Source organism: Nocardia sp. NPDC003979 (assembly GCF_053605015.1).
Map to the genome: position 1 here is coordinate 25,271 of NZ_JBSGIJ010000017.1, position 20,417 is coordinate 45,687.

Genomic DNA, 20,417 nt, shown 5'->3' on the forward strand with positions numbered 1-20,417 from the left:
TGCCAGGCATCGCTTCGCCACGTAATTCGACGGACCGTCGGCACTAGCAGGTGGGCGCCCGTCGGCGATGTATGCGCGGGTTGGAAACGAGCGAGCACCTGGATCAGGGAGTAACAGTGGCAGACGAGTTGTCTGACAAGGACTTGATCGACCGCTATGTGTACGCGGTCCTTGCCCATGTCCCGCGCTCCAGCCGCGGTAAAATCGGCGCGGAATTGCGGACCCGGATCGCCGAGGAGGCGCCCGCGCGTGCGGTGCGAGCGGTCCTGGCCCAGTTGGGGCCGCCCGCGGATCAAGCTCGACGATTCCGCGGCGCGCCCCGACAGCTGATCGGCCCTCACCTCTACGACACCTATCTACAGGTTCTGTGGCCGGCGATGCGGGCGATGGCGATCGCCGTGGGCGGAGTGAGTCTGCTGACGACCTCGCTCGGCGGAGAAGCCGCGCCGACCGTCTTCGAGGTACTTCAGGACGGGTTGACCTCCGCGTTCGCGGGCGCGGTGTACACCGCGTTCTGGGTGACTGTCGCGTTCGCGGTGCTGGAGCGCGTCGCGCCGGGCGTGGTGCTGCACGAGTGGCGGCCCGAGGACCTGGCGCCGGTGCCACACGGGCGAGAGATCCCACTCGGCGAGGCCATCGGCGATCTGGTGTTCGCGATCGCCGTGCTGGCCGTGGCGTTGTGTTTCTTCCCGGCGCTGGCGCCGCCGTTTCTCGCCGAGATCGCCGACGGCCTCGATCCTGGTGTGGTGAGCCGGCTACTGCCTGCGGTGGCGGGAGTTGCTGTGCTGTGGATCGCGGTCGCCGCCGCGCAACTGCTCGTTCGTGCCTGGACGTTGCCGGTCACCGCGTTGTCGGTCGCGGCCGATCTGTTCGCCATCGCGACCGCGGCCGCCGTCTTGGCGCACCGGCCCTATTTCTCCGACGTTTTCCTTGCCGAGCTGCGCGGTGAGGGCGCTGATGTGGGCAGGGGCCTCGACATCGGGATCGGAATCAGTGCAATCGCGGTGGTGCTGGTCTGCGCCGCCAGCGTATTCACCGTCACGCGCAAGTATCTCGGTCACCGTCAGGACCGCTCGGACGGCGTTGCCTGAGCCGGTGGATCGGTGCTGGGCGCTGCTTTCGCGATCGGCAAATACTTGGTCCAGTCGACCCGGGTGAGCATGAAGACACCAACGAGGAGACCGATCTGCACGGCGATGCCGTAGGGCGTGGTGAACGAGGAGGTCAGGGTCTCGCCGAGACTGCGCTCGGCGACTTCGGCCGCACCGATATAGAGCGAGAAGCTGACCAGTCTTCCCGCCACGTGCGCGGTGGTGAGCGGAACAAGAGGCAAGCCCAAGAGCCCGGCAGCCTCGAACATCTGCGCCGACGGTAACGGCGAGAACAAAAAGACTCCGATGGTGGCAAACCTGCGGTCACGACGCCGGGTGAGATATCCGCTGGCGGCTCGCAGGTTGGCTGTGCGTTGCGGGCCGAGTCGGCCACCGGCGGACCGGGTGGCGATGGCCAGGGCATACCGCCCGGCGCCTGAGGCGACAGCGGCGGCGATGACAAGTGGTACCGGATGGAGGTTCCAGGTCAGCCCGAAGAACACCACGAGCAGCGCGTTGGGCGGCCCGAACGCCGGCAACAAATTCCCCGTGAACACAACGGCGACAACAACGAGCAGTTGCGAGAGTGTCGTGATCATGCCGGCACTTTCGTCAGGGTGCTGAGAACCGTTTCACGGCCAGACATCCCAAACCGTCCGCTGCGCCCCGCGCGGCGGAGCTGGACGAACCCGGGCCGCTCAGCGGCGGCTGGCGAGTTTACGCAGCCGCTCGTGTTCGAGGACGAACACGGCGATGCTCGCGGTGAAGCTCAACGCTGTGGCGATCGCCCCGAGTGTGGTCCAGCCGCTGAACCCGGACCCTGCTGCTGTCAATGTCGATGCGAGTCCGACGATTCCGGTGAAGAAGAGCAGAATCCCGGGAATGTTGTAGGGATCTGCGAGGCTCTCGCCCGGCTTGCTGTGGTACGCCACGCTGGAAGTGCTGTCGCTCACGGTGATTCCTCCAAGGTTTGTGTGAACCGGGACACTTCCCCGGTCGCTCGAGAGAACTGTCCTCCAGCGTCTGGTTTGTGGTGAGAGGCGTTGGTCCTCGCCGGCCTCGACGAAAGTCATCTGGGAGGAGTAGGTAGTCCCCGATGGTGTCTGTCGGCCCTTACCTCGCCGCGACCGCAAGGGTCATGGTTACAGCACCGACAACCGCAGTGTCGCATGGTTTCGGAACACGGAATGAGGAAGACCGGAAATGTACTGGTACGACCATGATGTCAGTAGCTGGGGATACCCTTGGATGGGCTTGGGAATGGTCGTGTTCTGGAGTTTGTTGATCGTTGGTTTCGCGCTCGCCCTGCGATACCTGTATCGGACGGACAGCGAGCGCTGCGCGTATCCGGTGCTGCCGTTAGGCGAGCATGTGCTGGCGGAGCGGTTCGCTCGAGGTGAGATCGAGGCGAAGGAATACGCGGATCGGTCTATCGACAGGCGGTGGCGCCACGACACGAGGTGGCCGCGAAGGTCGTCTCCGTCCCGACCCGGTCACCGTCAGGGTCGGTGACCGGGTCGGCATTTTGTGGCTGCGACGGACAAGTGGTGCATGCCGGCACTGCCTGCACGGGGCAGAGCACCTGTGCCCGCGGTCGGGCTACCCCGTGGAACGCCGGGGCCACGGGGGCACCGAATTCGCCACGGTTCGCGCTGATTCCGCGTTGCCGTTGCCGTTGCACGTTCCGGCGAGGAGTCAACATCCACTGATGTGCGCTGGCACATCGGGTCCCACGCGCTGCCGCAGAGGCACCCCGCGAACGGCGCTCTGGACATCTACGGCTGCGGCGGCAGCGCCCACTCACCGCACAGATCGCGCTCGCCCGAGGTGCCCGCGTCCATGTCACGACGCGGGACCCAGCAGCCAGAGAGCTGGCGTTAGCGCCGAAGCGGTTCGGGTACTACGGCAATGGCGCAGTCGGCATGTCGCGCAGCGCCAGATGGGCCTGGCATACCAAGATCGCACATGAGCTACCCGCCGCTGCTCGGCGTGTGTGACAGGTTGCCCACTCGCGGCGGGCCGAAAGGCCCTATTGGGACACCGACCGGGCCCGTGAGGATGACGACGTATCAGCGATACGTCCCAGACAGGAGGCACGTGCATGCACGCCCAGCCAGATGAAGGGCCATTCTGCGAGGGACAGGTCTCGGCAGGGATTTCCGAGGACGCGCGTAGGTCGGAGCACCTGCGGCGCTGGCCCACACCGCCGGCCTACCAGAAAGAACCAGTCGGGACCGAGCGAAGCACGCCACCCCCGGCAGCGGCCGCAATGCACCGGTCGGCGCAGAGGCGAAACAGCCGGCCGCTGCGATCGGTAGCCGTACCCGGGGACCTGAGCAGGAAAGCGGATTGGCTGTGGTTTCGGTGACGCGGTCTGCTACCGGGATCGGCGCGAAACGTGGAGCCAACCTGGCGTTGGCGACCTGGGTGTCGGCGATCAACTTCTGGGCGTGGAACATGATCGGCCCGCTGTCGACGATCTACGCTGGTGACCTGTCACTGAGTAGCACCCAGACATCGATGCTGGTCGCCACTCCGATCCTGGTGGGCTCGCTGGGACGGATCGCTGTCGGCGCGTTGACCGACCGCTTCGGCGGGCGAGTCATGTTCATTGCCATCTGCCTCGCCTCGATCCTGCCCGTGCTCGCTGTCGGCGCGGCCGGACAGGCCGGCTCCTATCCACTGCTGTTGGTGTTCGGGTTCTTCCTCGGCATCGCCGGCACAGTCTTCGCCGTCGGTATCCCCTTCGCCAACAACTGGTATGAGCCCTCGCGGCGCGGGTTCGCGACCGGGGTGTTCGGTGCCGGAATGGTCGGCACCGCGCTCTCGGCGTTCTTCACACCGCGGTTCGTCAATTGGTTCGGTGTGTTCCCGACCCATGCGATCGTTGCGGTAGCGCTCGCGGCCACCGCCGTGGTGTGCTTTGTGATGATGGGCGACTCACCGCAATTCCATCCCAATACCGATCCGGTCGTGCCCAAACTCGTTGCCGCGCTGAAACTGCGGGTGACGTGGGAGATGGCGTTCCTGTACGCGGTCGTGTTCGGTGGCTTCGTCGCCTTCAGCAACTACCTGCCCACCTACATCAAGACGATCTACGGGTTCTCCGCCGTCGATGCCGGCGCGCGGACGGCGGCGTTCGCGCTGGCCGCGGTGATCGCCCGCCCGATCGGCGGCGCCCTGGCCGACCGCATCGCACCCAAATATGTGGTCCTGGCTTCCTTGGCCGGCACCGCGGTGATGGCCGCGATCGCGGTGCTGCAGCCGCCGCCGGATGTATGGTCGGCCACCGACTTCATCTTGCTCGCAGTCTTCCTCGGCATCGGCACCGGCGGCGTGTTCGCCTGGGTCGCGCGCCGCGCACCGGCCCGCTCGGTCGGCTCGATCACCGGTGTCGTCGCCGCGGCAGGCGGGCTCGGCGGCTACTTCCCGCCGCTGGTCATGGGCGCCACCTACGACCCCCTCGACAACGACTACACCGTCGGTCTGCTGCTGCTGGTAGCGACCGCGGTCATCGCGTTGATCTTCACAGCAACGAAATTGCATGCCAGGGAGCCGGTTTCGGCCACCGCGGGTTGACCGCACCGACCCGAAGGAGATTCTGTGACCCCACCACCCCACACCGGCGGCCGGCTCGAAGAGCTGCTGGTCAACACCGGCCAATTCTTCACCCCCGGGACGATCTCGACCGACGGGCGCACCGTGACCCGCGACGGCGGGCGAGAGGGCGACATCTTCTACCGCCAACGATGGAGCCACGACAAGGTGGTGCGTTCCACCCACGGGGTGAACTGCACCGGGTCGTGCTCGTGGAAGATCTATGTCAAAGACGGGATCATCACCTGGGAAACCCAGGAAACCGACTATCCCAGTGTCGGTCCGGATCGGCCCGAATACGAGCCCCGCGGTTGCCCGCGCGGCGCCGCGTTCTCCTGGTACACCTACTCACCGACGCGGGTGCGCTACCCGTACGCGCGGGGAGTGCTGGTGCAGATGTACCGCGAGGCAAAGTCGCGTCTGGGTGATCCGGTTCTGGCGTGGGCCGAGATCCAAAATGATCCGCAACGGCGCACCCGATATCAGCAGGCCCGCGGTAAGGGCGGGCTGGTCAGGATCGGGTGGGCCGAAGCGACCGAGATGATTGCCGCCGCTCATGTGCACACCATCAAGAAGTATGGCCCGGACCGGGTTGCGGGGTTTTCCCCGATTCCGGCGATGTCGATGGTGTCTTTCGCCGCGGGGTCGCGGTTCATCGAGCTTCTGGGCGGGGTGATGACCTCGTTCTACGACTGGTACGCCGATCTGCCGGTGGCCTCGCCGCAGGTGTTCGGTGATCAGACCGATGTCCCGGAGTCCGGTGACTGGTGGGATGCGTCGTATCTGATGATGTGGGGTTCCAACGTGCCGGTCACCCGGACACCGGATGCGCACTGGATGGCCGAGGTGCGTTATCGCGGTACCAAGATCGTCACCGTCAGCCCCGATTACGCCGACAACACCAAGTTCGCCGACGAGTGGATGCCGTGCGCGGCGGGTACCGACGGCGCGCTGGCGATGGCCATGGGGCATGTGATCCTCACCGAGTGCTTCGTCGCTCGCCGGGTGCCGTTCTTCGTCGACTACGTCCGCCGCTACACCGACCTACCGTTTCTGATCAAGCTCGAAGAACGCGACGGCACACTCGTCCCGGGCAAGAACCTCACCGCCGCAGACCTCGGACACGACGTGGACAACGCCGCGTTCAAACCCGTGCTGCTCGACTCGGCCACCGACACCGTCGCGGTGCCGCACGGTTCGCTGGGGTTCCGGTACGGCGATGCCGGGATGGGCAAGTGGAACCTCGATCTCGGCGATCTGGAACCCGCCCTCACCGTCAGACACGCCCAGCCTGATCAGGACGAGACCGCGCTGATCCACTTGCCGAGCTTCGACACCCTCGATGGGCACGGCACCAGCATCGCCCGCGGGGTGCCGGTGCGCCGTGTCGGTGACCATCGGGTGTGCACGGTTTTCGATCTCATGTTGGCCCAATACGGGGTGGCGCGACCGGGCCTGCCGGGGCAGTGGCCCTCCGGCTATGACGACCCGACCCAGCCCTACACCCCGGCCTGGCAGGAACCGATCACCGGCGTCTCGGCCAGCCAAGCGATCCGCGTCGCGAAGGAATTCGCCGCCAACGCCGAAGAGTCCGGCGGCCGATCGATGATCATCATGGGCGCCGGGATCTGTCAGTGGTTCCACGGTGACGCCACCTACCGTGCGGTGCTGGCTCTGCTGATCCTCACTGGGTCGATGGGCCGCAACGGCGGCGGGTGGGCCCACTATGTCGGGCAGGAGAAATGCCGCCCGGTGACCGGGTGGGCGGCGATGGCGATGGGCACCGACTGGTCACGCCCACCACGTCAGATGGCCGGCACCTCCTACTGGTATGCCCACACCGACCAGTGGCGCTATGACGGGTACCGTGCCGACGCGCTGGCCAGCCCGCTGGGCCGCGGCCGATTCGCCGACAAACACACGATGGATGTGCTGGCCTCGGCGGTCGCGATGGGCTGGACACCGTTCTACCCCCAATTCGACCGGTCGAGCCTGGATCTGGCCGACGAGGCCCGCGCCGCGGGCAAGGACATCGCCGGCTATGTCGCCGAAGGACTCGCCGCCGGCAGCGTCAAGCTCGCCGTCACCGACCCCGACGACCGCCGCAACTGGCCTCGTGTGCTGAGCGTGTGGCGGGCCAACCTGCTCGGGTCCTCCAGCAAAGGCAACGAGTACTTCCTGCAACATCTGCTGGGGACATCGTCGAACCTGCAAGCGGTTCCGGCCAGGCAGGGGATGGTGCCACGGCAGGTCGATACCTCCCGGCCGGTGCCCGAAGGCAAACTGGACCTGCTCATGTCGATCGATTTCCGCATGACCTCGACCACACTGCTCTCCGATGTCGTGCTGCCGGCGGCGACCTGGTACGAGAAAGCTGATCTGTCCAGCACCGACATGCACCCGTACCTGCACGCGTTCACCGCCGCCATCGACCCGCCGTGGGAGACACGCTCGGACTACGAGGCCTTCGGCGCGATCGCCCGCGCCTTCAGCACCCTGGCCGCCACCCATCTGGGCACACGCACCGACGTCGTGATGACCACCCTGCAACACGACACCCCCGCGGCGATGGCCTACCCCGGTGGCATCGAGCATGATTGGCGCGCCACCGGCGAGGTCCCGGTACCGGGGAAAACGATGGGACCGTTGACGGTCGTCGAACGCGACTACACCGCGATCGCCCAAAAATGGGCGGCTCTGGGCCCGCTCGTGGAGACCTTGGGGTTGAACACCAAAGGCGTGGTCACCACACCCACGCAGGAGGTCGACGAACTCGCCCGCAAGTTCGGGGTGATGGATTCCGGAGCGGCCCAGGGCCGTCCGGCGATCAACACCGCCGAACGGATGGCCGACACCATCTTGGCCCTGTCGGGAACCTCCAACGGCCGTCTGGCCGTGGAAGGGTTCCGTCAGCTCGAAAAGCGCACCGGGCGCCGGCTGGTGCACCTGGCCGAGGGCAGTGAGGAACGCCGCATCACCTACGCCGATACCCAAGCGCGGCCGGTGCCGGTGATCACCAGCCCGGAATGGTCGGGTAGTGAAACCGGCGGCCGCCGCTACGCCCCGTTCACCGTCAACATCGAAGAACTCAAACCGTTCCACACCCTGACCGGGCGCATGCACTTCTACATCGACCACGACTGGATCGAAGAACTCGGCGAACAGCTGCCCACCTACCGACCGCCCCTGGATATGGCGCGCCTGTTCGACGAACCCGCCCTCGGACAGTCAGGCCGAGACGGCCTCGGGCTGACCGTGCGGTACCTGACGCCGCATTCGAAGTGGTCGATCCACTCCGAGTATCAGGACAACTTGTTCATGCTCTCGCTCTCGCGCGGCGGGCCCACGATGTGGATGAGTATCGCCGACGCCGCGAAAATCTCGGTCGCTGACAACGACTGGGTCGAGGCGGTCAACCGCAACGGTGTGCTGGTGTGCCGGGCCACGGTCTCCCACCGCATCCCCGAAGGGGTCGTGTTCGTCTACCACGCCCAAGAACGCGTCGTCGATGTCCCCTTGACCGAAACAACGGGTCGGCGCGGCGGGATCCACAACTCGCTGACCCGCCTGCTCGTCAAACCCAGCCACCTGGCCGGCGGGTACGCCCAGACCGCATACGCCTTCAACTATCTCGGACCGACCGGCAACCAACGCGACGAGGTCACCGTTGTGCGCCGCCGCTCCCAGGAAGTGAGCTACTGATGAACTCCACGAGTATGGGCCCAGGTTCCGGGGACCGGGGGGACAGGTCATGAAGGTGATGGCGCAGCTGGCGATGGTGATGAACCTCGACAAGTGCATCGGGTGTCACACCTGCTCGGTGACGTGTAAACAGACCTGGACCAACCGTTCCGGTACCGAGTACGTCTGGTTCAACAACGTCGAAACCCGTCCCGGACAAGGATATCCCCGCACCTACGAAGACCAGGACCGCTGGCGCGGAGGCTGGATCCGTGACCGCCGCGGACGGCTGCGCCTGCGCGACGGCGGACGACTGGCCAAACTCGCCCGCATCTTCTCCAACCCGAAAATGCCGGCACTGTCGGACTACTACGAGCCTTGGACCTACGACTACGACAACCTGATCTCGGCCCCACTGGGCGAGCACATGCCCGTCGCGGCGCCGCGCAGTGTGATCAGCGGCAAACCGATGAAGGTGTCCTGGTCGGCGAACTGGGACGACGATCTGGGCGGATCAGCGGAAATCCTGCCCGGAGACCCGATCTTGAAAAAGATCAGCGAACAGGTCCGGCTCGAACTCGAGCAGACCTTCATGTTCTACCTGCCCCGCATCTGCGAACACTGCCTCAACCCCTCCTGCGTGGCCTCGTGCCCATCCGGTGCGATGTACAAGCGCACCGAAGACGGCATCGTGCTCGTCGACCAGGACAAGTGCCGTGGCTGGCGCATGTGTGTGTCGGGATGTCCTTACAAGAAGGTGTACTTCAACCATAAAACCGGCAAAGCCGAGAAATGTACGTTCTGCTACCCGCGGGTCGAAGTCGGCCTGCCGACGGTGTGCTCGGAAACCTGCGTAGGACGGCTGCGCTACATCGGGCTGGTGCTCTACGACCTCGACCGCGTCACCGAAGCGGCCTCGGTCGAAAACGACACCGACCTGTATGAAGCCCAACGCGACATCCTGCTCGACCCCCACGATCCCGGCGTCATCGCCGGGGCACGCGCTGCCGGCATCTCCGAGGAATGGATCGAAGCAGCGCAGAAGTCGCCGGTGTATGCGTTGATCCACACCTACAAAGTCGCGCTGCCGCTGCACCCGGAATACCGGACACTGCCGATGGTCTGGTACGTGCCGCCCCTGTCACCGGTCGTCGACGCCGTCAGCCGCGACGGCCACGACGGCGAAGACCTCGGAAACCTGTTCGGAGCCCTGGAAGCGCTGCGCATCCCCATCCAATACCTGGCCGAGCTGTTCACCGCAGGAGACCCCGAGCCCGTCGCCGACGTGCTGCGGCGCCTGGCCGCCATGCGCTCCTATATGCGTGACATCAACCTCGGACGAGAGACCCAGCCACACATCCCCGAATCGGTCGGGCTCACCGAGGAGCAGATGTATGAGATGTACCGGCTGCTCGCGCTCGCCAAATACGAGCAGCGGTACGTGATTCCCAGTGTCTACGCCGCCGAGGCCCACCGCCTCGAGGAGACCGCCACCGACTGCGCCCTGTCGTATGAGGGTGGCCCTGGCATGTATGACTCGGGACCGTTCGGCGAAACCAGCGGCGGGCCGGTCCCGGTCGCGGTCGAGACCTTCCACGCGTTGCAACAGCGTCAGACCAGCGAAGAACCGGCCGGCTCAGCGGCGCGACCTTCTCGGGTGAACCTGCTCAACTGGGACGGCAACGGTGTTCCGGAGGGAATGTTCCCCCGCACACACTCCGACGATGGAGCGAACACGTGAAGGCCTTGTTCCGAAGCAACGCCGACACCGATCGTAACCAGCTGCAGCACCGGCTGATTCGCCAAACAGCTTCCGTACTGCTGACCTATCCCGACGATCGTCTGCCGGACCGGCTCGCCGGGGTGCGATCGCTGCTCGACCACGTGGGTGGTCAGCCACGCCGGTTGCTGGACAGCACCGTGGACGCGCTGACCGGGGCCGACCCGTTCACACTGCAGGCCGACTACGTCGACACCTTCGACCTGCACCGCGGCGCGACCATGTATCTGACCTACTGGACCGACGGCGACACCCGAAACCGAGGGACAGCGATGCATGCCTTCGCCCAGACCTACCGCCAGGCAGGCGCCCCGGCCCCGGCCACCGAGGCACCCGATCATCTGACCGTCGTACTCGAATTCGCCGCCACCGTCGACCCGGCAGCGGGGGAGCGGCTACTGCGCGAACACCGCATCGCCCTCGATATCTTGCGGGGTGCGTTGAACGAGCGCGCATCGGTGTATGCCCCCACCGTCGAGGCGGTCTGTCTGACGTTGCCGCCGGTCACCGACCAGGACCAACGCCGCGCCCAGCGACTGGCCGCCGCCGGCCCGCCCGCGGAGGCGATCGGCTTACAGCCGTTCACCCTGACCGTGCCGCCACGCCGCGACGGTGCGGGCAATCCAGTACAGCGCGAAGGAGCCGATGATGGGCGCAGGTGAGATCTTCTGGGACATCGTGCCGTATGTGACCCTGGCGATCGTGGTGGTCGGCACCTGGTGGCGCTACCGCTACGACAAATTCGGGTGGACCACACGATCGTCGCAACTGTATGAGAATCGGCTGTTGCGCATCGCCAGCCCGATGTTCCATTTCGGGATCTTGGTGGTGATCGTCGGGCACGTGATCGGCCTGATCATCCCGCAATCGTGGACCGACGCGCTCGGGTTGAGTCAGCACGCCTATCACCTCCAGGCGATCACCCTGGGCACGATCGCCGGGGTGTCCACGCTGGTAGGGATCGCGTTGCTGATCTACCGCAGGCGCACCAACGGCCCGGTCTTCACCGCAACCACGACCAACGACAAGATCATGTACGTGGTTCTGGTCGCCGCCATCGTGGCCGGGCTGGCCACGACACTGATCGGTTCGGGGGTCGTCGGCGAGGAACACAACTACCGCCAGACCGTGTCCCCGTGGTTCCGGTCCATCTGGATCCTGCAACCCCGCGGCGATCTGATGATGCAAGCACCCCTGTCGTTTCAGGTGCACGCACTGATCGCGATGGCGTTGTTCGCGCTGTGGCCGTTCACCCGCCTCGTACACGCGTTCAGCGCGCCCATCGGCTACCTGTTCCGGCCCTATGTGGTTTACCGCAGCAGAGAAGCCGCTACGGCTGATCAGCTCGTGGGGTCCCAGCCGCGCCGACGCGGCTGGTAGCGACGCGAAGCGGTAGATCCGAATCCTGAACCGCTGCCTTCTATTGCGAATCCACTGCATCCAGCGGTCAGGTTGACGGCGCGATTTCGGTGTAGTCATCGCCCGGCGCGGCGGCTACGGCATCGGCCCGACCATCGTAGATCCGTCCCACCGTCGAGGTGTTGGCGACACCGAAGGTGGCGCCTGACCGCTGTATCCCTGCGCAGCAGGGATGTGGCTGGTGAAAACAGCCCGACTCTATCGGGTGCCGGGCAATTGCCATCTGCTCCAGCCGGACCTTTCGCAGGGGCCTTCTGCCCTATTTGCCAGAGATTCGCAGTGGTGTGGTGCGAGTCGCGTTAGACTGCGTCGACCGTAAAGTTGTGAGGTGATCAGATGACCAGTTGTCGGCTGACAGGACCCATTTCGCGTACGGACGTAGCTTCGCTGGACGGTTCTCGTGTTCGCCCAGATTCGGATACGCCATACCGTTGCTGCATACATGGCAATGGGCGACCAGTGGACGCAAGGCCTGGCTGCTCCGCAAACGATCACGGGACCGTACGCACGGCCCCGCAGAACCGGGGCGAGGCTGTGGAAGCGACCTCGGCGCCGCATGGGGAGTTCTACGTCATTGCCCGCCTCGAGGTGGGTGGCAGCGCCGCCGATGTCTACAGCAGCGACATCGCCGGTGGCCCCGAATCCAGGACCTCAGGTTGGGCGCGGACTCTGCGAATGCAGCCCGGCACAGCCGCCGATCTCGATGGGCTCGATCGCACTCTGGCCGCGTCCGGGTATCGGCGAACCAGAAGCTGGCGCGAGCAGATCACGGCCAGCGGCGCCCTTCGCTATTTCACCGAGGCGACCCTCTCGCCTCGTACCCGGTAGCCGCGACCTGCCCGTCTTCCCGCCACCGAACACAGCAAGAAGTCGTTCTGCCCTCAGCGGCACTGCTGTGGTCCGCGGCGCAGTCCTCGAAGCGCTCCGGAGTTGCGGTCCCAGCTCGGCACGATCTCCGAGCGGCTGACCGATGATGTGGTGCGGGAACTCATGGTCGCGTCGACATCTACGGTGAAGGTCCTGCCGATGTCGCCCACGACTGGTTCAAGAGCGCGAACCTGATCGAGTAGGCGCAGGTCCGGCGAGGCTAGAGGCGGTCGAGTCCGACCATTTTGGTCGAGGCGATCATGGCCGCGGCCAAGCCGAGGGAGGCGGCGATCGCGAGGAAGAACGATCCGGTCAGGGCGGTCAGGCCGAACAGGAAGAACACGCAGGTGGCCAACATGATGCCGGTGCTGGTCAGATCCATGCTCGTCGTACTCGGTGTCCGATTACGTGAGTGGGTCATATTTGCAGAGTTGACCAGACCGGGGTCATTAACCGCTATTTTGGTGGTTTAGTTGCCATGCAAGCTGTTTTAGCTGGTCAGAGGCGCTTCGTTGAGGGCGGGGCTGTGGGTAGTTCGGTAGGGCACCCGACATCAGAAGGGCGGCCGAGATTCCGCGATCCTGCTGTTCGCTGCGCTGGCAGGGGCGTGCGAACGGTCCGGCAAGCAGGTGCACCCGACGCCCCAATCTCGTCGAACAGCACATTTTCGATCCTGCACGCGGGCGCCATCGCTGTGAATGTGCCTTACTCCATAGGAGACCGTCGCACACTCGAGAAGGGATTCTGCCAAGCGGACGGGTCGGCGACAACAAACCGGCGACCGGTCACCATGGTGGGTACGAGTCGGAGGAAGAAATCCTTCGCACCGCCCTGCCAGGGAAAGAGCGGAAGATCCACGGTGTCCATCAGATCCCCGATCTCCCGGATCCCTTCGGCACGTCCCTTGATCACCACGCTCCAGGCTTCGTGAGACTGAGAAATGTAGCCATCGACTTCCAGTGCGACGGGCGCATCCGACAACGCGGCGGACACCTTGGTACCGCGTGCGGATCGAAACACAATGGTTCCGTGATCGACCGCGTAGTTGAGGGGGAAGATGTCCGGGTGGTCATCCACCCATACGGCGAGGCGGCCTACCTCCGCGGTTCGGAGTAGCGCCCAACATTCGTTGACAGCGAGTTTCTTGACACTCGGGTCGTCGCTTCCCATTGTCTTCGCCTTCCTGTCGTGGACATCGGCCTGTCCGTACGCCCTCCATTGCGCCTACCCGTCGCTGTTCGGTGGCGCTCCCTGGTCAAAACGATCGCAGAAGGGAGCTCGTAGACCGTAAGGTGGGCGGCCCGCGACCGTCGGCCTCGGCTCTCTCGCCTTCCCGAGGTCCACCTTCAGAGCGCCCAGTCCTAATCTAACCGCTTTGCACCTGTGGAACCGCCGGTTGTTCGGCTCCTTCAGGCAGCGGTGAGATTCGTCGAATCGATCTCAGTTGGCGACCTGCGGATTCGTCACTGATGTCAGTAGCTCTCGTCATGGATTGTCAGTAGCGGCGCGTCACAGCTGACATTGTCGGTGGCGACTGTGAACAAGCCGTGCAGTTGCCGGGCGGGTCAGGCGCTTGCGTTGGGTGCGCGTTTTCGGATCGTGGCCAGTGCGGCGACGGCGCGGGTCGATTGCAGTGGTGCGAGACGAAATCGGAGTGATGCTTAGATGTCAAGCGACAGGAGCAAGTTCGTTGATGGCGCCGGATGGTGGGATCGCCGGTACGCAGTAGACCTCGCGAACGACTGCTCGCTTGAGGCAGCGCATGATCTCCTTCTTCGAAAGTCCTTTCCTTGGTGCGGTGTTCGACATAGGTACGGGTGCACGGGTCGTGGCGCACGCGGACCAGGATGAAGGTGTGCAGTGCGTTGTTCGCGGCGCGGTCGCCGCCGCGGATGAGGCCGTAGCGGTGGGTGCGTCCCGAAGAGGCTAGGATCGCGGCGCCGACCAGGTGCGCGAATGCGGGCTTCGAGCGCCTGAGTTCGAAGTTGTCGCCCGCGGTGGACAGCAATTGTCCGGCACCATCTCAAAGATTTATCGCGCACAACCTATCTGTTCAGGGTCGACTACAGGGCGGTGTTTCCGGTGAGGAAGTACGCGGTCGATCTACTCGCCCAACGGCCGGATCAGCTTGTGCACATGAGGTTCGACGTCGGTGCGGCACTGCCCTTCCATGCGGTACCAAGTACGTGTAGCCGCGGGCCCTCTTTCCGTGCCGACGCATCAGCATTTCTTGGCGCGGGGAGGGCACACTGTCCAGCCCGGGCCGTCGGGGCGCGGCACGCGTCGCCACTTGGGTGGGCGCGTCTTACTGGGCGTGGTGGTCGGTGCCGCGTGCGGTAGCCGCTGACTGATCGGATCGACCGTGCGGGTCTCCACAGTTGCCGTCGACCGCGCCATGGCGGAGGCCTCCGGGTCGGTGCAGGAACTGATCGCGACACCGAATAGCGAGCCGATCAGAATTGTCGCGATCGCGGTGACGCGGGTTCGGGGTGCGGTGATGTGTAATGACATGGTGCTCCTTGATCAGCGGATCGGGGATGAGCTGGCACGTCCCATGCGGCCGATTCGGTCTCGGGGCGTCGCTGCGGCCTGGTCGGGTGTGTGCTCGACGCCGAACAAACTCACAGCCGGGCTCATTCCGAGGCGGGTAGCGAGGTCGCCGAAGAAGCGGTCGGCGTCGATGATGGCTTCGGGTGGGTACACGCCGGGTTTTCGGGCTGTGCCGTCGATGAGCTGAGACAGTCCTAATGCCAGGGAAATTCCCGTGGCTCTGGCCCTGTCTGCGAGCAACCGCGCTGTTTCGCCGGTGTCGGCGAGGTAGGCGATGGTGGTGCGGTCGTGTGTGCCGGTGTGGCCGGTTGCTGCGGCGAAGAACGGCGGCAGTGTGCCGTGGGATGTGCGCGAGCTGATCCGGGTCAGCGACCGGAGTATCCGCGACAGGCTGGGTTTGGTGACTTCGTGCGCGGCGGACTCGTTGGTGAGTCTGCCGCTGTCGATGTCTGTGCGCAGCACTTTGAGGAAGGCCGCAGTTCCTGGTGTGACGACCATCAGGTTGGCTGCCTCACCGTGAGGAAACAGGGTGCGGTGCATAGTGATCGGTTCTGGGTGACCGACCGTGTAGGCATCGCCACCGCGACCGCCGGGTAGGTCCAGGGTCACTGCGCGCAATGGCGGCTCCTCGGCCAGCTCGCCATTGCGCACGACCGTGATGGTGCCGCTGATCTGTTGCATCCAATGAACCGCTGCGGCCTCTGCTATGCCGTCTGGTCCTGGCGGACCCACGGTTCCGGCAGATTCGGGAACGTCGACGGGCCAAGCCGTGTAGAGGTTGTCGACCCGTTGCAAGCCGCGTGTTGCGGTGAGCGCGAGCAGATTGCTGACACCTGGGCTTGCCCCCATCCCCACGATCGCGCACACGCCCGTGGCTTTGGCGGCATCGTGCAGATCGAGCATGCGCGTGGTGGGTTCACCATCGTCGCAGATGTCGAGGTAGTGAGTCCTGGTCAGGATCGCTGCCTGCAGCACCGTCGGCCCGAACCGGTGATAGGGGCCCACGGTGTTGAGCACGACGTCAGCGGTGTGCATGGCGCCGTTGAGTGCATCGGGGTCGGTGATGTCCACCCGCAGAGCGCGGACGACGACACCGCGCCCGGCGAGCTCGACAGCCAGTGCCCGGGCGGCTGCGAGATCCTGGTCGGCTACGACGATTTCAGTCACGGTCAGCAGTGTCGCTGCAGCTCGAACAGCGGCGGCTCCCATCGCCCCCGCTCCGCCTAATGCAAGAACACGCACACGATCGATCTCCCCAGCGTTAAACGTTCGTTCCAGATACGATCGACTCTATCATGATCGAATCGGGTTGGCTTCCCTGAGGAATGAACACGAGAGCCCACTGCGCTGACCACGAATGAGAACTGCCGCCGGGCAATCCGGCGGCGGCCGCCCAGCGCGAGTGATGGCAGCCGGGGAGGCGTGGTGACGGCATAGGAATGACGCCGCCTTTCATGACCCGGGCACGGCCGTCGCGCCGGAAGAAGTGCAGCTATTGGGCCTTTCGTTGTTGATGGCAGCCCCCGCGCTCAGGCTCGCCTGCTGGCGCCGGATGATCGCGGACGGTTTGATGTCATCGGAACTGCCAGCGTCGACTCGACTGCGCGAGCAGCGCCGCGACGAATGTCGCGTCCGCTTCGGCGCCGCGCTGATCGTCGGCGCGACCGTGGTGTTGATGCCGCCCCGCCGAGGTAGGTGGAGTTCTGGTTCGCCCCGGCAGTGGCGACGACCTCGCTGGCCCTGGTCACGCTGACATCTCGACACCGGCGGTCAGCTGCCCGTCTGCGGGCGCGATGCCATCGGTCCGGGGAGTCGCCGACTGTGCTCACCCGCCGGATGACATCGGCGTAGCTGTGAAACATCCAAGGTCAGGCATGTAGCAGCGTTTCGCGGTGCATCAATTGCGTCCAGCATGCGGCGAGGACGACCTGGGCCTGCGTGCCAGGCCCCGTTGACTGTTCCAGTGATGTATGTCGTCATCGGACCTGCGCGCCGCTCAGCCTGTCCGGCCACGGTGAGTCCGCATCCTCGTCTTGCTATTACGTCGTCAACGTTCGTTGCTGCTACGATAGTTTTGTGATTTCCTACGGCTTGGAGCGCGGCAACTCGATCGACCCGGACACGGCCTACAGGCCGCGGCGTAGTTGGATGCGGCGATTGGTGATCGCAACCGGCTGTGTCATCGCCCTGCTGGGGTCCGCGGTCGTGTGGGTGTTCGTTGGCAACGACTTCGCTATCGAAGAGCAGCGCGTCACCATCCCCGGCTCCGTTCAGCCCTTGCATGCCACGCTGGTGTTGCCAAAGAACAAGAAGGGCCCCTACGGGCTGGTCGTATTCGTGCACGGCGACGGCCCCGCCGACGCCACCCGGGATTCGTTCTATCGCCCGATCTGGGAGTCCTTCGCGAGCGCTGGATATGCCTCGCTGTCCTGGGACAAACCTGGCGTCAATGAGGCGCCGGGCAACTGGCTGGACCAGAGCATGCATGACCGGGCGGTCGAAACCGAAGCCGCCATCGCTTGGGCACGCGGCCGCGACGACATCGACCCGCGCCGGCTCGGAATGTGGGGCATCAGCCAGGCGGGCTGGGTGATGCCCGAAGTCGCCTCCCGCCATCCAGACCTGCAGTTCATGATCCTGGTCGGCGCGGCGATCAACTGGCAGCGCCAAGGCGAATACAACACCGCGGCCGAACTACGACACCGCGACGCCCCCGCCGCCGATATCGACTCGGCCTATCGACGACGCAACGACACCCTCCGATTGCTCCGCGAGAACGCAACCTACGAGCAGTACATCGCCTCCGGAGTCGACTCCTCGCCCATGTCAGAGGATCGCTGGCGCTTCGTCGGCAAGAACTACCTCTCCGACGTGACCGCATTCCTACCGCAGGTCAAGATCCCCGTCCTCCTCGTCCTCGGCGAACAAGACCTCAACGTCGATGTCTCCGAGACTGCCCAGGTCTACGAAGACTTGGTGCCGCGCGACCTACTCACCATCGAGAAGTACCCCGACGCGTCCCACAACATCGTCAAGGCGGACCTCGACAACGACCAGGGACTGCGCACCGTCGCGGTCGCCCTCTTCGCCCCACGCGCACTGTACGCATCCGGATACCTCGACAACCTCCGTCGCTACGTCGAGCAACAGCCCGCCCGCTGATTCAACACAGGTCATGAGAAACCAACAGTTAGGAATGCGACGATGAGAGTCCTCGCCTTAGGTGGCCCTGGTGCGATGGGAGCGGTTGCGGTACACACAGCGCTCACGCTGCCGGGAGTCGAGGAGATCGTGATCGCCGACCGCGATCTCGGTGCCGCCCGACTGCTGGCGCGTCGACTGGCACGGTCCTCGGTGCCGGTACGAGCGATCGAAGTCGATGTCACTGACGACGTGACACTGAGCAAGGCGCTCGCCGAAGTCGATCTGGTCCTCAATGCTGTCGGCCCCTACTACCGCTTCGGCCTGACCGTGCTGAGGGCGGCAATCGAGACTCGAACCCATTATCTCGACATCTGCGATGACTGGGAACCGACACTGCAGATGCTCGAACTCGACAGTGCCGCAAGGGATCAGGGCGTGTGCGCCGTCGTCGGCATGGGCGCGAGCCCTGGAATCAGCAATCTGCTCGCGGTCACCGCCGCCGCCGAACTCGACACCGTGCAGAACCTGTACACCGCGTGGCCGGTCGATGTCGACGGGGCGGGTAATGACACCGAGGGCGATGACCTGTTCCTCGGACCGGACGGCAGCCCGACCGCTGCCGCGGTGCACTGGATGCAGCAATCCAGCGGGACGATCACCGCCGTTCGTGACGGGCGACTGGCCGACCACCGCCCACTGAGCCCAGTCACCCTCGCCCTGCCGGGCGGTCGGCGCGGTACCGCGTACACCGTCGGCCATCCGGAGCCGATCACCCTGCACCGCACCGTCAAACCTCGTGGCAGCGCAGTCAACTTGATGATTATCAAGCCGTGGACTGTGGCTTACCTAGACACCCTGCGCCGCGATATCGACAGCGGTAAACTCACCAACGAAACCGCTGCGATGGAAATGGCCCAGCCCAACGCATTCCGCGGCCTCCGGGCGATACCGACGGCCCTGCGAACCAAAGGGCCCGGCACGCTGCCGCCGTTCTTCGCTGCCGCCACCGGCACCAAACAGGGCCGCGACCACAGAGTCCTCGCGCACCTCGACTTGACCGGACCCAGCACGGATCCGGTTCGAAGCCTCCTCGGAGATATGGCTCGCGCAACCGGAATCCCGTTGGCGTTGGGCATGTCTCAGGTCATCGACGGCACCGCACGCACCCCGGGGGTTCAGGCCCCCGAAGCGGTCATCGATCCGCACCGGTTCTTCGACGATCTGAATAGTGTACTCGGCCGCGACGCCGGATCGCCGATCTACCTGGTCGAGCAGGAATCGATCGCGTAATCGGTCGTGCGCACGAAACCCGACTTCGTGCGCACGACCGACGATCGCAAAGTCCGCGAGAGTACACTGAATGAACGAGTACAGTGCGGTGCTGTGCACGGAGACGAGGTGAGCGATGGACAACGGCAACGAAACCGAGATTTCCACCCGGGTCCTCGTCGAAAGCATGATCCGCGAGGACGCGACGATCGATGCCGGCGAACTGTACGACGTCGCCAATGCGCTCGGTATGAGTGATCAACAAGTTCGGCTGTGCATCAAACGTCTGAGCGCGGAAGGCCGGTTCACACAGGACGGTCGCGGACGCAAAGCAGTCCTGCGCGCCACCGAACTCACCCGCGCCACGATCGAACCCGATCTCGAATTCGTCCGGTACATGTACGACCAGGACCGCGGGCAGGTCTGCTGGGACGGGCGGTGGCATCTGACCGCGTTCGGCGTTCCGGAGTCCGCGAGACAGGCCCGCGATGCGATGCGCGATGCCATCGTGCGCCTAGGCGGTGTGCCGATCCAGGGCGGGCTCTACGTCTCGGCGAATCCATGGGAGGACCGGATACGGTCCACCGCGACAGAACTCGGTATCGTCGCCCACGTCACCATGCTGACCAGCTCCGGTCTCGAGATCGGTGGTATCAGCGACCCTCGTGGCCTCGCCGAGCAGCTGTGGCCGCTGGAGCAGATCGCCGACGGCCATCGCCGCCTGCTCGATACCGCCGAACGCGTCCTGGTGCAATTGCGCACCGCGTCACACACCGAGCGCCTGACCAGCGCCGTCGCTCTGGCCGTCGAATTCACCCGTGCCATGGAACCGGATCCGCTGTTGCCACCCCAACTGCTTCCCCAGCCCTGGATCGGCACCGCCGCGCGGGCCATAGCCGCTGCGTGCTGGGCCGAGCTACTGAAATCGGAACCTACACAGCCCATTCGCTTGTTCCGCTGGTACGCCGACGTGATCAGCGGTGCCGCGGACCCGACACTACGCCGCTGACCACCCGAGC

16 protein-coding genes and 1 pseudogene are annotated in these 20,417 nt (G+C 65.1%); 10 read left to right on the forward strand and 7 right to left on the reverse strand.

Translation table 11 applies throughout. The features are described from left to right. Positions 1–116 precede the first annotated feature (116 nt). On the forward strand, positions 117–1,091 hold the full coding sequence (locus ACWEVR_RS27080; protein WP_133734196.1) for a hypothetical protein: 975 nt from the start codon (positions 117–119) through the stop codon (positions 1,089–1,091). Here the strand turns inward: ACWEVR_RS27080 and ACWEVR_RS27085 are convergent. Both ACWEVR_RS27085 and ACWEVR_RS27090 read right to left on the reverse strand, forming a co-directional pair. Then, positions 1,064–1,690 (reverse strand): hypothetical protein, encoded by a 627-nt coding sequence (locus ACWEVR_RS27085; protein ID WP_452469226.1) that lies wholly within the window; start codon positions 1,688–1,690, stop codon positions 1,064–1,066. The two genes, ACWEVR_RS27080 and ACWEVR_RS27085, sit on opposite strands and share 28 nt — an antisense overlap. Before the next feature lie 99 nt (positions 1,691–1,789). Next, positions 1,790–2,044: a hypothetical protein gene (locus ACWEVR_RS27090; protein ID WP_133734197.1), complete on the reverse strand. Its 255-nt coding sequence runs from the start codon at positions 2,042–2,044 to the stop codon at positions 1,790–1,792. Between the two features lie 1,411 nt (positions 2,045–3,455). Here ACWEVR_RS27090 and ACWEVR_RS27095 point away from each other — a divergent pair. The 6 genes from ACWEVR_RS27095 (at position 3,456) to ACWEVR_RS27120 (ending at position 12,396) form a co-directional block, all read left to right on the forward strand. Then, positions 3,456–4,670: a nitrate/nitrite transporter gene (locus ACWEVR_RS27095; RefSeq protein ID WP_067488338.1), complete on the forward strand. Its 1,215-nt coding sequence runs from the start codon at positions 3,456–3,458 to the stop codon at positions 4,668–4,670. A 24-nt stretch (positions 4,671–4,694) separates the two neighbouring features. Continuing rightward, the gene (locus ACWEVR_RS27100; protein ID WP_452469227.1) at positions 4,695–8,390 is read left to right on the forward strand and encodes a nitrate reductase subunit alpha; all 3,696 of its coding nucleotides are present in this window, start codon (positions 4,695–4,697) and stop codon (positions 8,388–8,390) included. A gap of 49 nt (positions 8,391–8,439) precedes the next feature. Continuing rightward, positions 8,440–10,110: a nitrate reductase subunit beta gene (gene narH / locus ACWEVR_RS27105; protein ID WP_067488143.1), complete on the forward strand. Its 1,671-nt coding sequence runs from the start codon at positions 8,440–8,442 to the stop codon at positions 10,108–10,110. After that, positions 10,107–10,811: a nitrate reductase molybdenum cofactor assembly chaperone gene (gene narJ, locus ACWEVR_RS27110; protein WP_067488145.1), complete on the forward strand. Its 705-nt coding sequence runs from the start codon at positions 10,107–10,109 to the stop codon at positions 10,809–10,811. The genes narH and narJ overlap by 4 nt, the downstream gene beginning before the upstream one ends. Next, complete coding sequence (narI, locus tag ACWEVR_RS27115) at positions 10,798–11,529, forward strand: respiratory nitrate reductase subunit gamma (protein WP_067488147.1); 732 nt, start codon at positions 10,798–10,800, stop codon at positions 11,527–11,529. Before narJ ends, narI begins: the two co-directional genes overlap by 14 nt. Before the next feature lie 573 nt (positions 11,530–12,102). Beyond that, complete coding sequence (locus tag ACWEVR_RS27120; protein WP_067488149.1) at positions 12,103–12,396, forward strand: hypothetical protein; 294 nt, start codon at positions 12,103–12,105, stop codon at positions 12,394–12,396. Positions 12,397–12,655: 259 nt separating this feature from the next. On the opposite strand, the gene ACWEVR_RS27125 is transcribed toward ACWEVR_RS27120, so the two are convergent. From ACWEVR_RS27125 to ACWEVR_RS27145, 5 genes and pseudogenes are all read right to left on the reverse strand, one after another. After that, entirely contained in the window at positions 12,656–12,856 is a 201-nt protein-coding gene (locus ACWEVR_RS27125) for a hypothetical protein (RefSeq protein ID WP_378666676.1), read from the reverse strand. Positions 12,857–13,140: 284 nt separating this feature from the next. Next, a complete protein-coding gene (locus tag ACWEVR_RS27130; RefSeq protein ID WP_067488151.1) occupies positions 13,141–13,605 on the reverse strand; it encodes a pyridoxamine 5'-phosphate oxidase family protein in 465 nt (154 codons plus the stop codon). A gap of 498 nt (positions 13,606–14,103) precedes the next feature. Next, positions 14,104–14,452 (reverse strand): annotated as a pseudogene (locus tag ACWEVR_RS27135) (transposase); the annotation flags it as partial. 203 nt (positions 14,453–14,655) lie between these two features. Then, entirely contained in the window at positions 14,656–14,946 is a 291-nt protein-coding gene (locus ACWEVR_RS27140) for a hypothetical protein (protein ID WP_133734198.1), read from the reverse strand. A gap of 12 nt (positions 14,947–14,958) precedes the next feature. Then, on the reverse strand, positions 14,959–16,227 hold the full coding sequence (locus ACWEVR_RS27145; RefSeq protein ID WP_378666672.1) for a saccharopine dehydrogenase family protein: 1,269 nt from the start codon (positions 16,225–16,227) through the stop codon (positions 14,959–14,961). 915 nt (positions 16,228–17,142) lie between these two features. Here ACWEVR_RS27145 and ACWEVR_RS27150 point away from each other — a divergent pair. From ACWEVR_RS27150 to ACWEVR_RS27160, 3 genes are all read left to right on the forward strand, one after another. Beyond that, positions 17,143–18,147 carry an alpha/beta hydrolase family protein gene (locus ACWEVR_RS27150; RefSeq protein WP_067488339.1) on the forward strand — a complete coding sequence of 335 codons (1,005 nt, stop codon included), beginning with the start codon at positions 17,143–17,145 and terminating at the stop codon, positions 18,145–18,147. A 42-nt stretch (positions 18,148–18,189) separates the two neighbouring features. Continuing rightward, on the forward strand, positions 18,190–19,419 hold the full coding sequence (locus ACWEVR_RS27155) for a saccharopine dehydrogenase family protein (RefSeq protein ID WP_378666671.1): 1,230 nt from the start codon (positions 18,190–18,192) through the stop codon (positions 19,417–19,419). Positions 19,420–19,534: 115 nt separating this feature from the next. Continuing rightward, the gene (locus tag ACWEVR_RS27160) at positions 19,535–20,407 is read left to right on the forward strand and encodes a PaaX family transcriptional regulator C-terminal domain-containing protein (RefSeq protein ID WP_452469228.1); all 873 of its coding nucleotides are present in this window, start codon (positions 19,535–19,537) and stop codon (positions 20,405–20,407) included. Positions 20,408–20,417 lie beyond the last annotated feature (10 nt).

What these genes read in the sequence shown, in the direction of transcription:
- ACWEVR_RS27085 (WP_452469226.1), bottom strand. Translation starts at nt 1,690, where the DNA reads ATGATCACGACACTCTCGCAACTGCTCGTTGTTGTCGCCGTTGTGTTC.
- narH (WP_067488143.1), top strand. Translation starts at nt 8,440, where the DNA reads ATGAAGGTGATGGCGCAGCTGGCGATGGTGATGAACCTCGACAAGTGC.
- narI (WP_067488147.1), top strand. Translation starts at nt 10,798, where the DNA reads ATGGGCGCAGGTGAGATCTTCTGGGACATCGTGCCGTATGTGACCCTG.
- ACWEVR_RS27125 (WP_378666676.1), bottom strand. Translation starts at nt 12,856, where the DNA reads ATGACCCACTCACGTAATCGGACACCGAGTACGACGAGCATGGATCTG.
- ACWEVR_RS27130 (WP_067488151.1), bottom strand. Translation starts at nt 13,605, where the DNA reads ATGGGAAGCGACGACCCGAGTGTCAAGAAACTCGCTGTCAACGAATGT.
- ACWEVR_RS27140 (WP_133734198.1), bottom strand. Translation starts at nt 14,946, where the DNA reads ATGTCATTACACATCACCGCACCCCGAACCCGCGTCACCGCGATCGCG.
- ACWEVR_RS27155 (WP_378666671.1), top strand. Translation starts at nt 18,190, where the DNA reads ATGAGAGTCCTCGCCTTAGGTGGCCCTGGTGCGATGGGAGCGGTTGCG.
- ACWEVR_RS27160 (WP_452469228.1), top strand. Translation starts at nt 19,535, where the DNA reads ATGGACAACGGCAACGAAACCGAGATTTCCACCCGGGTCCTCGTCGAA.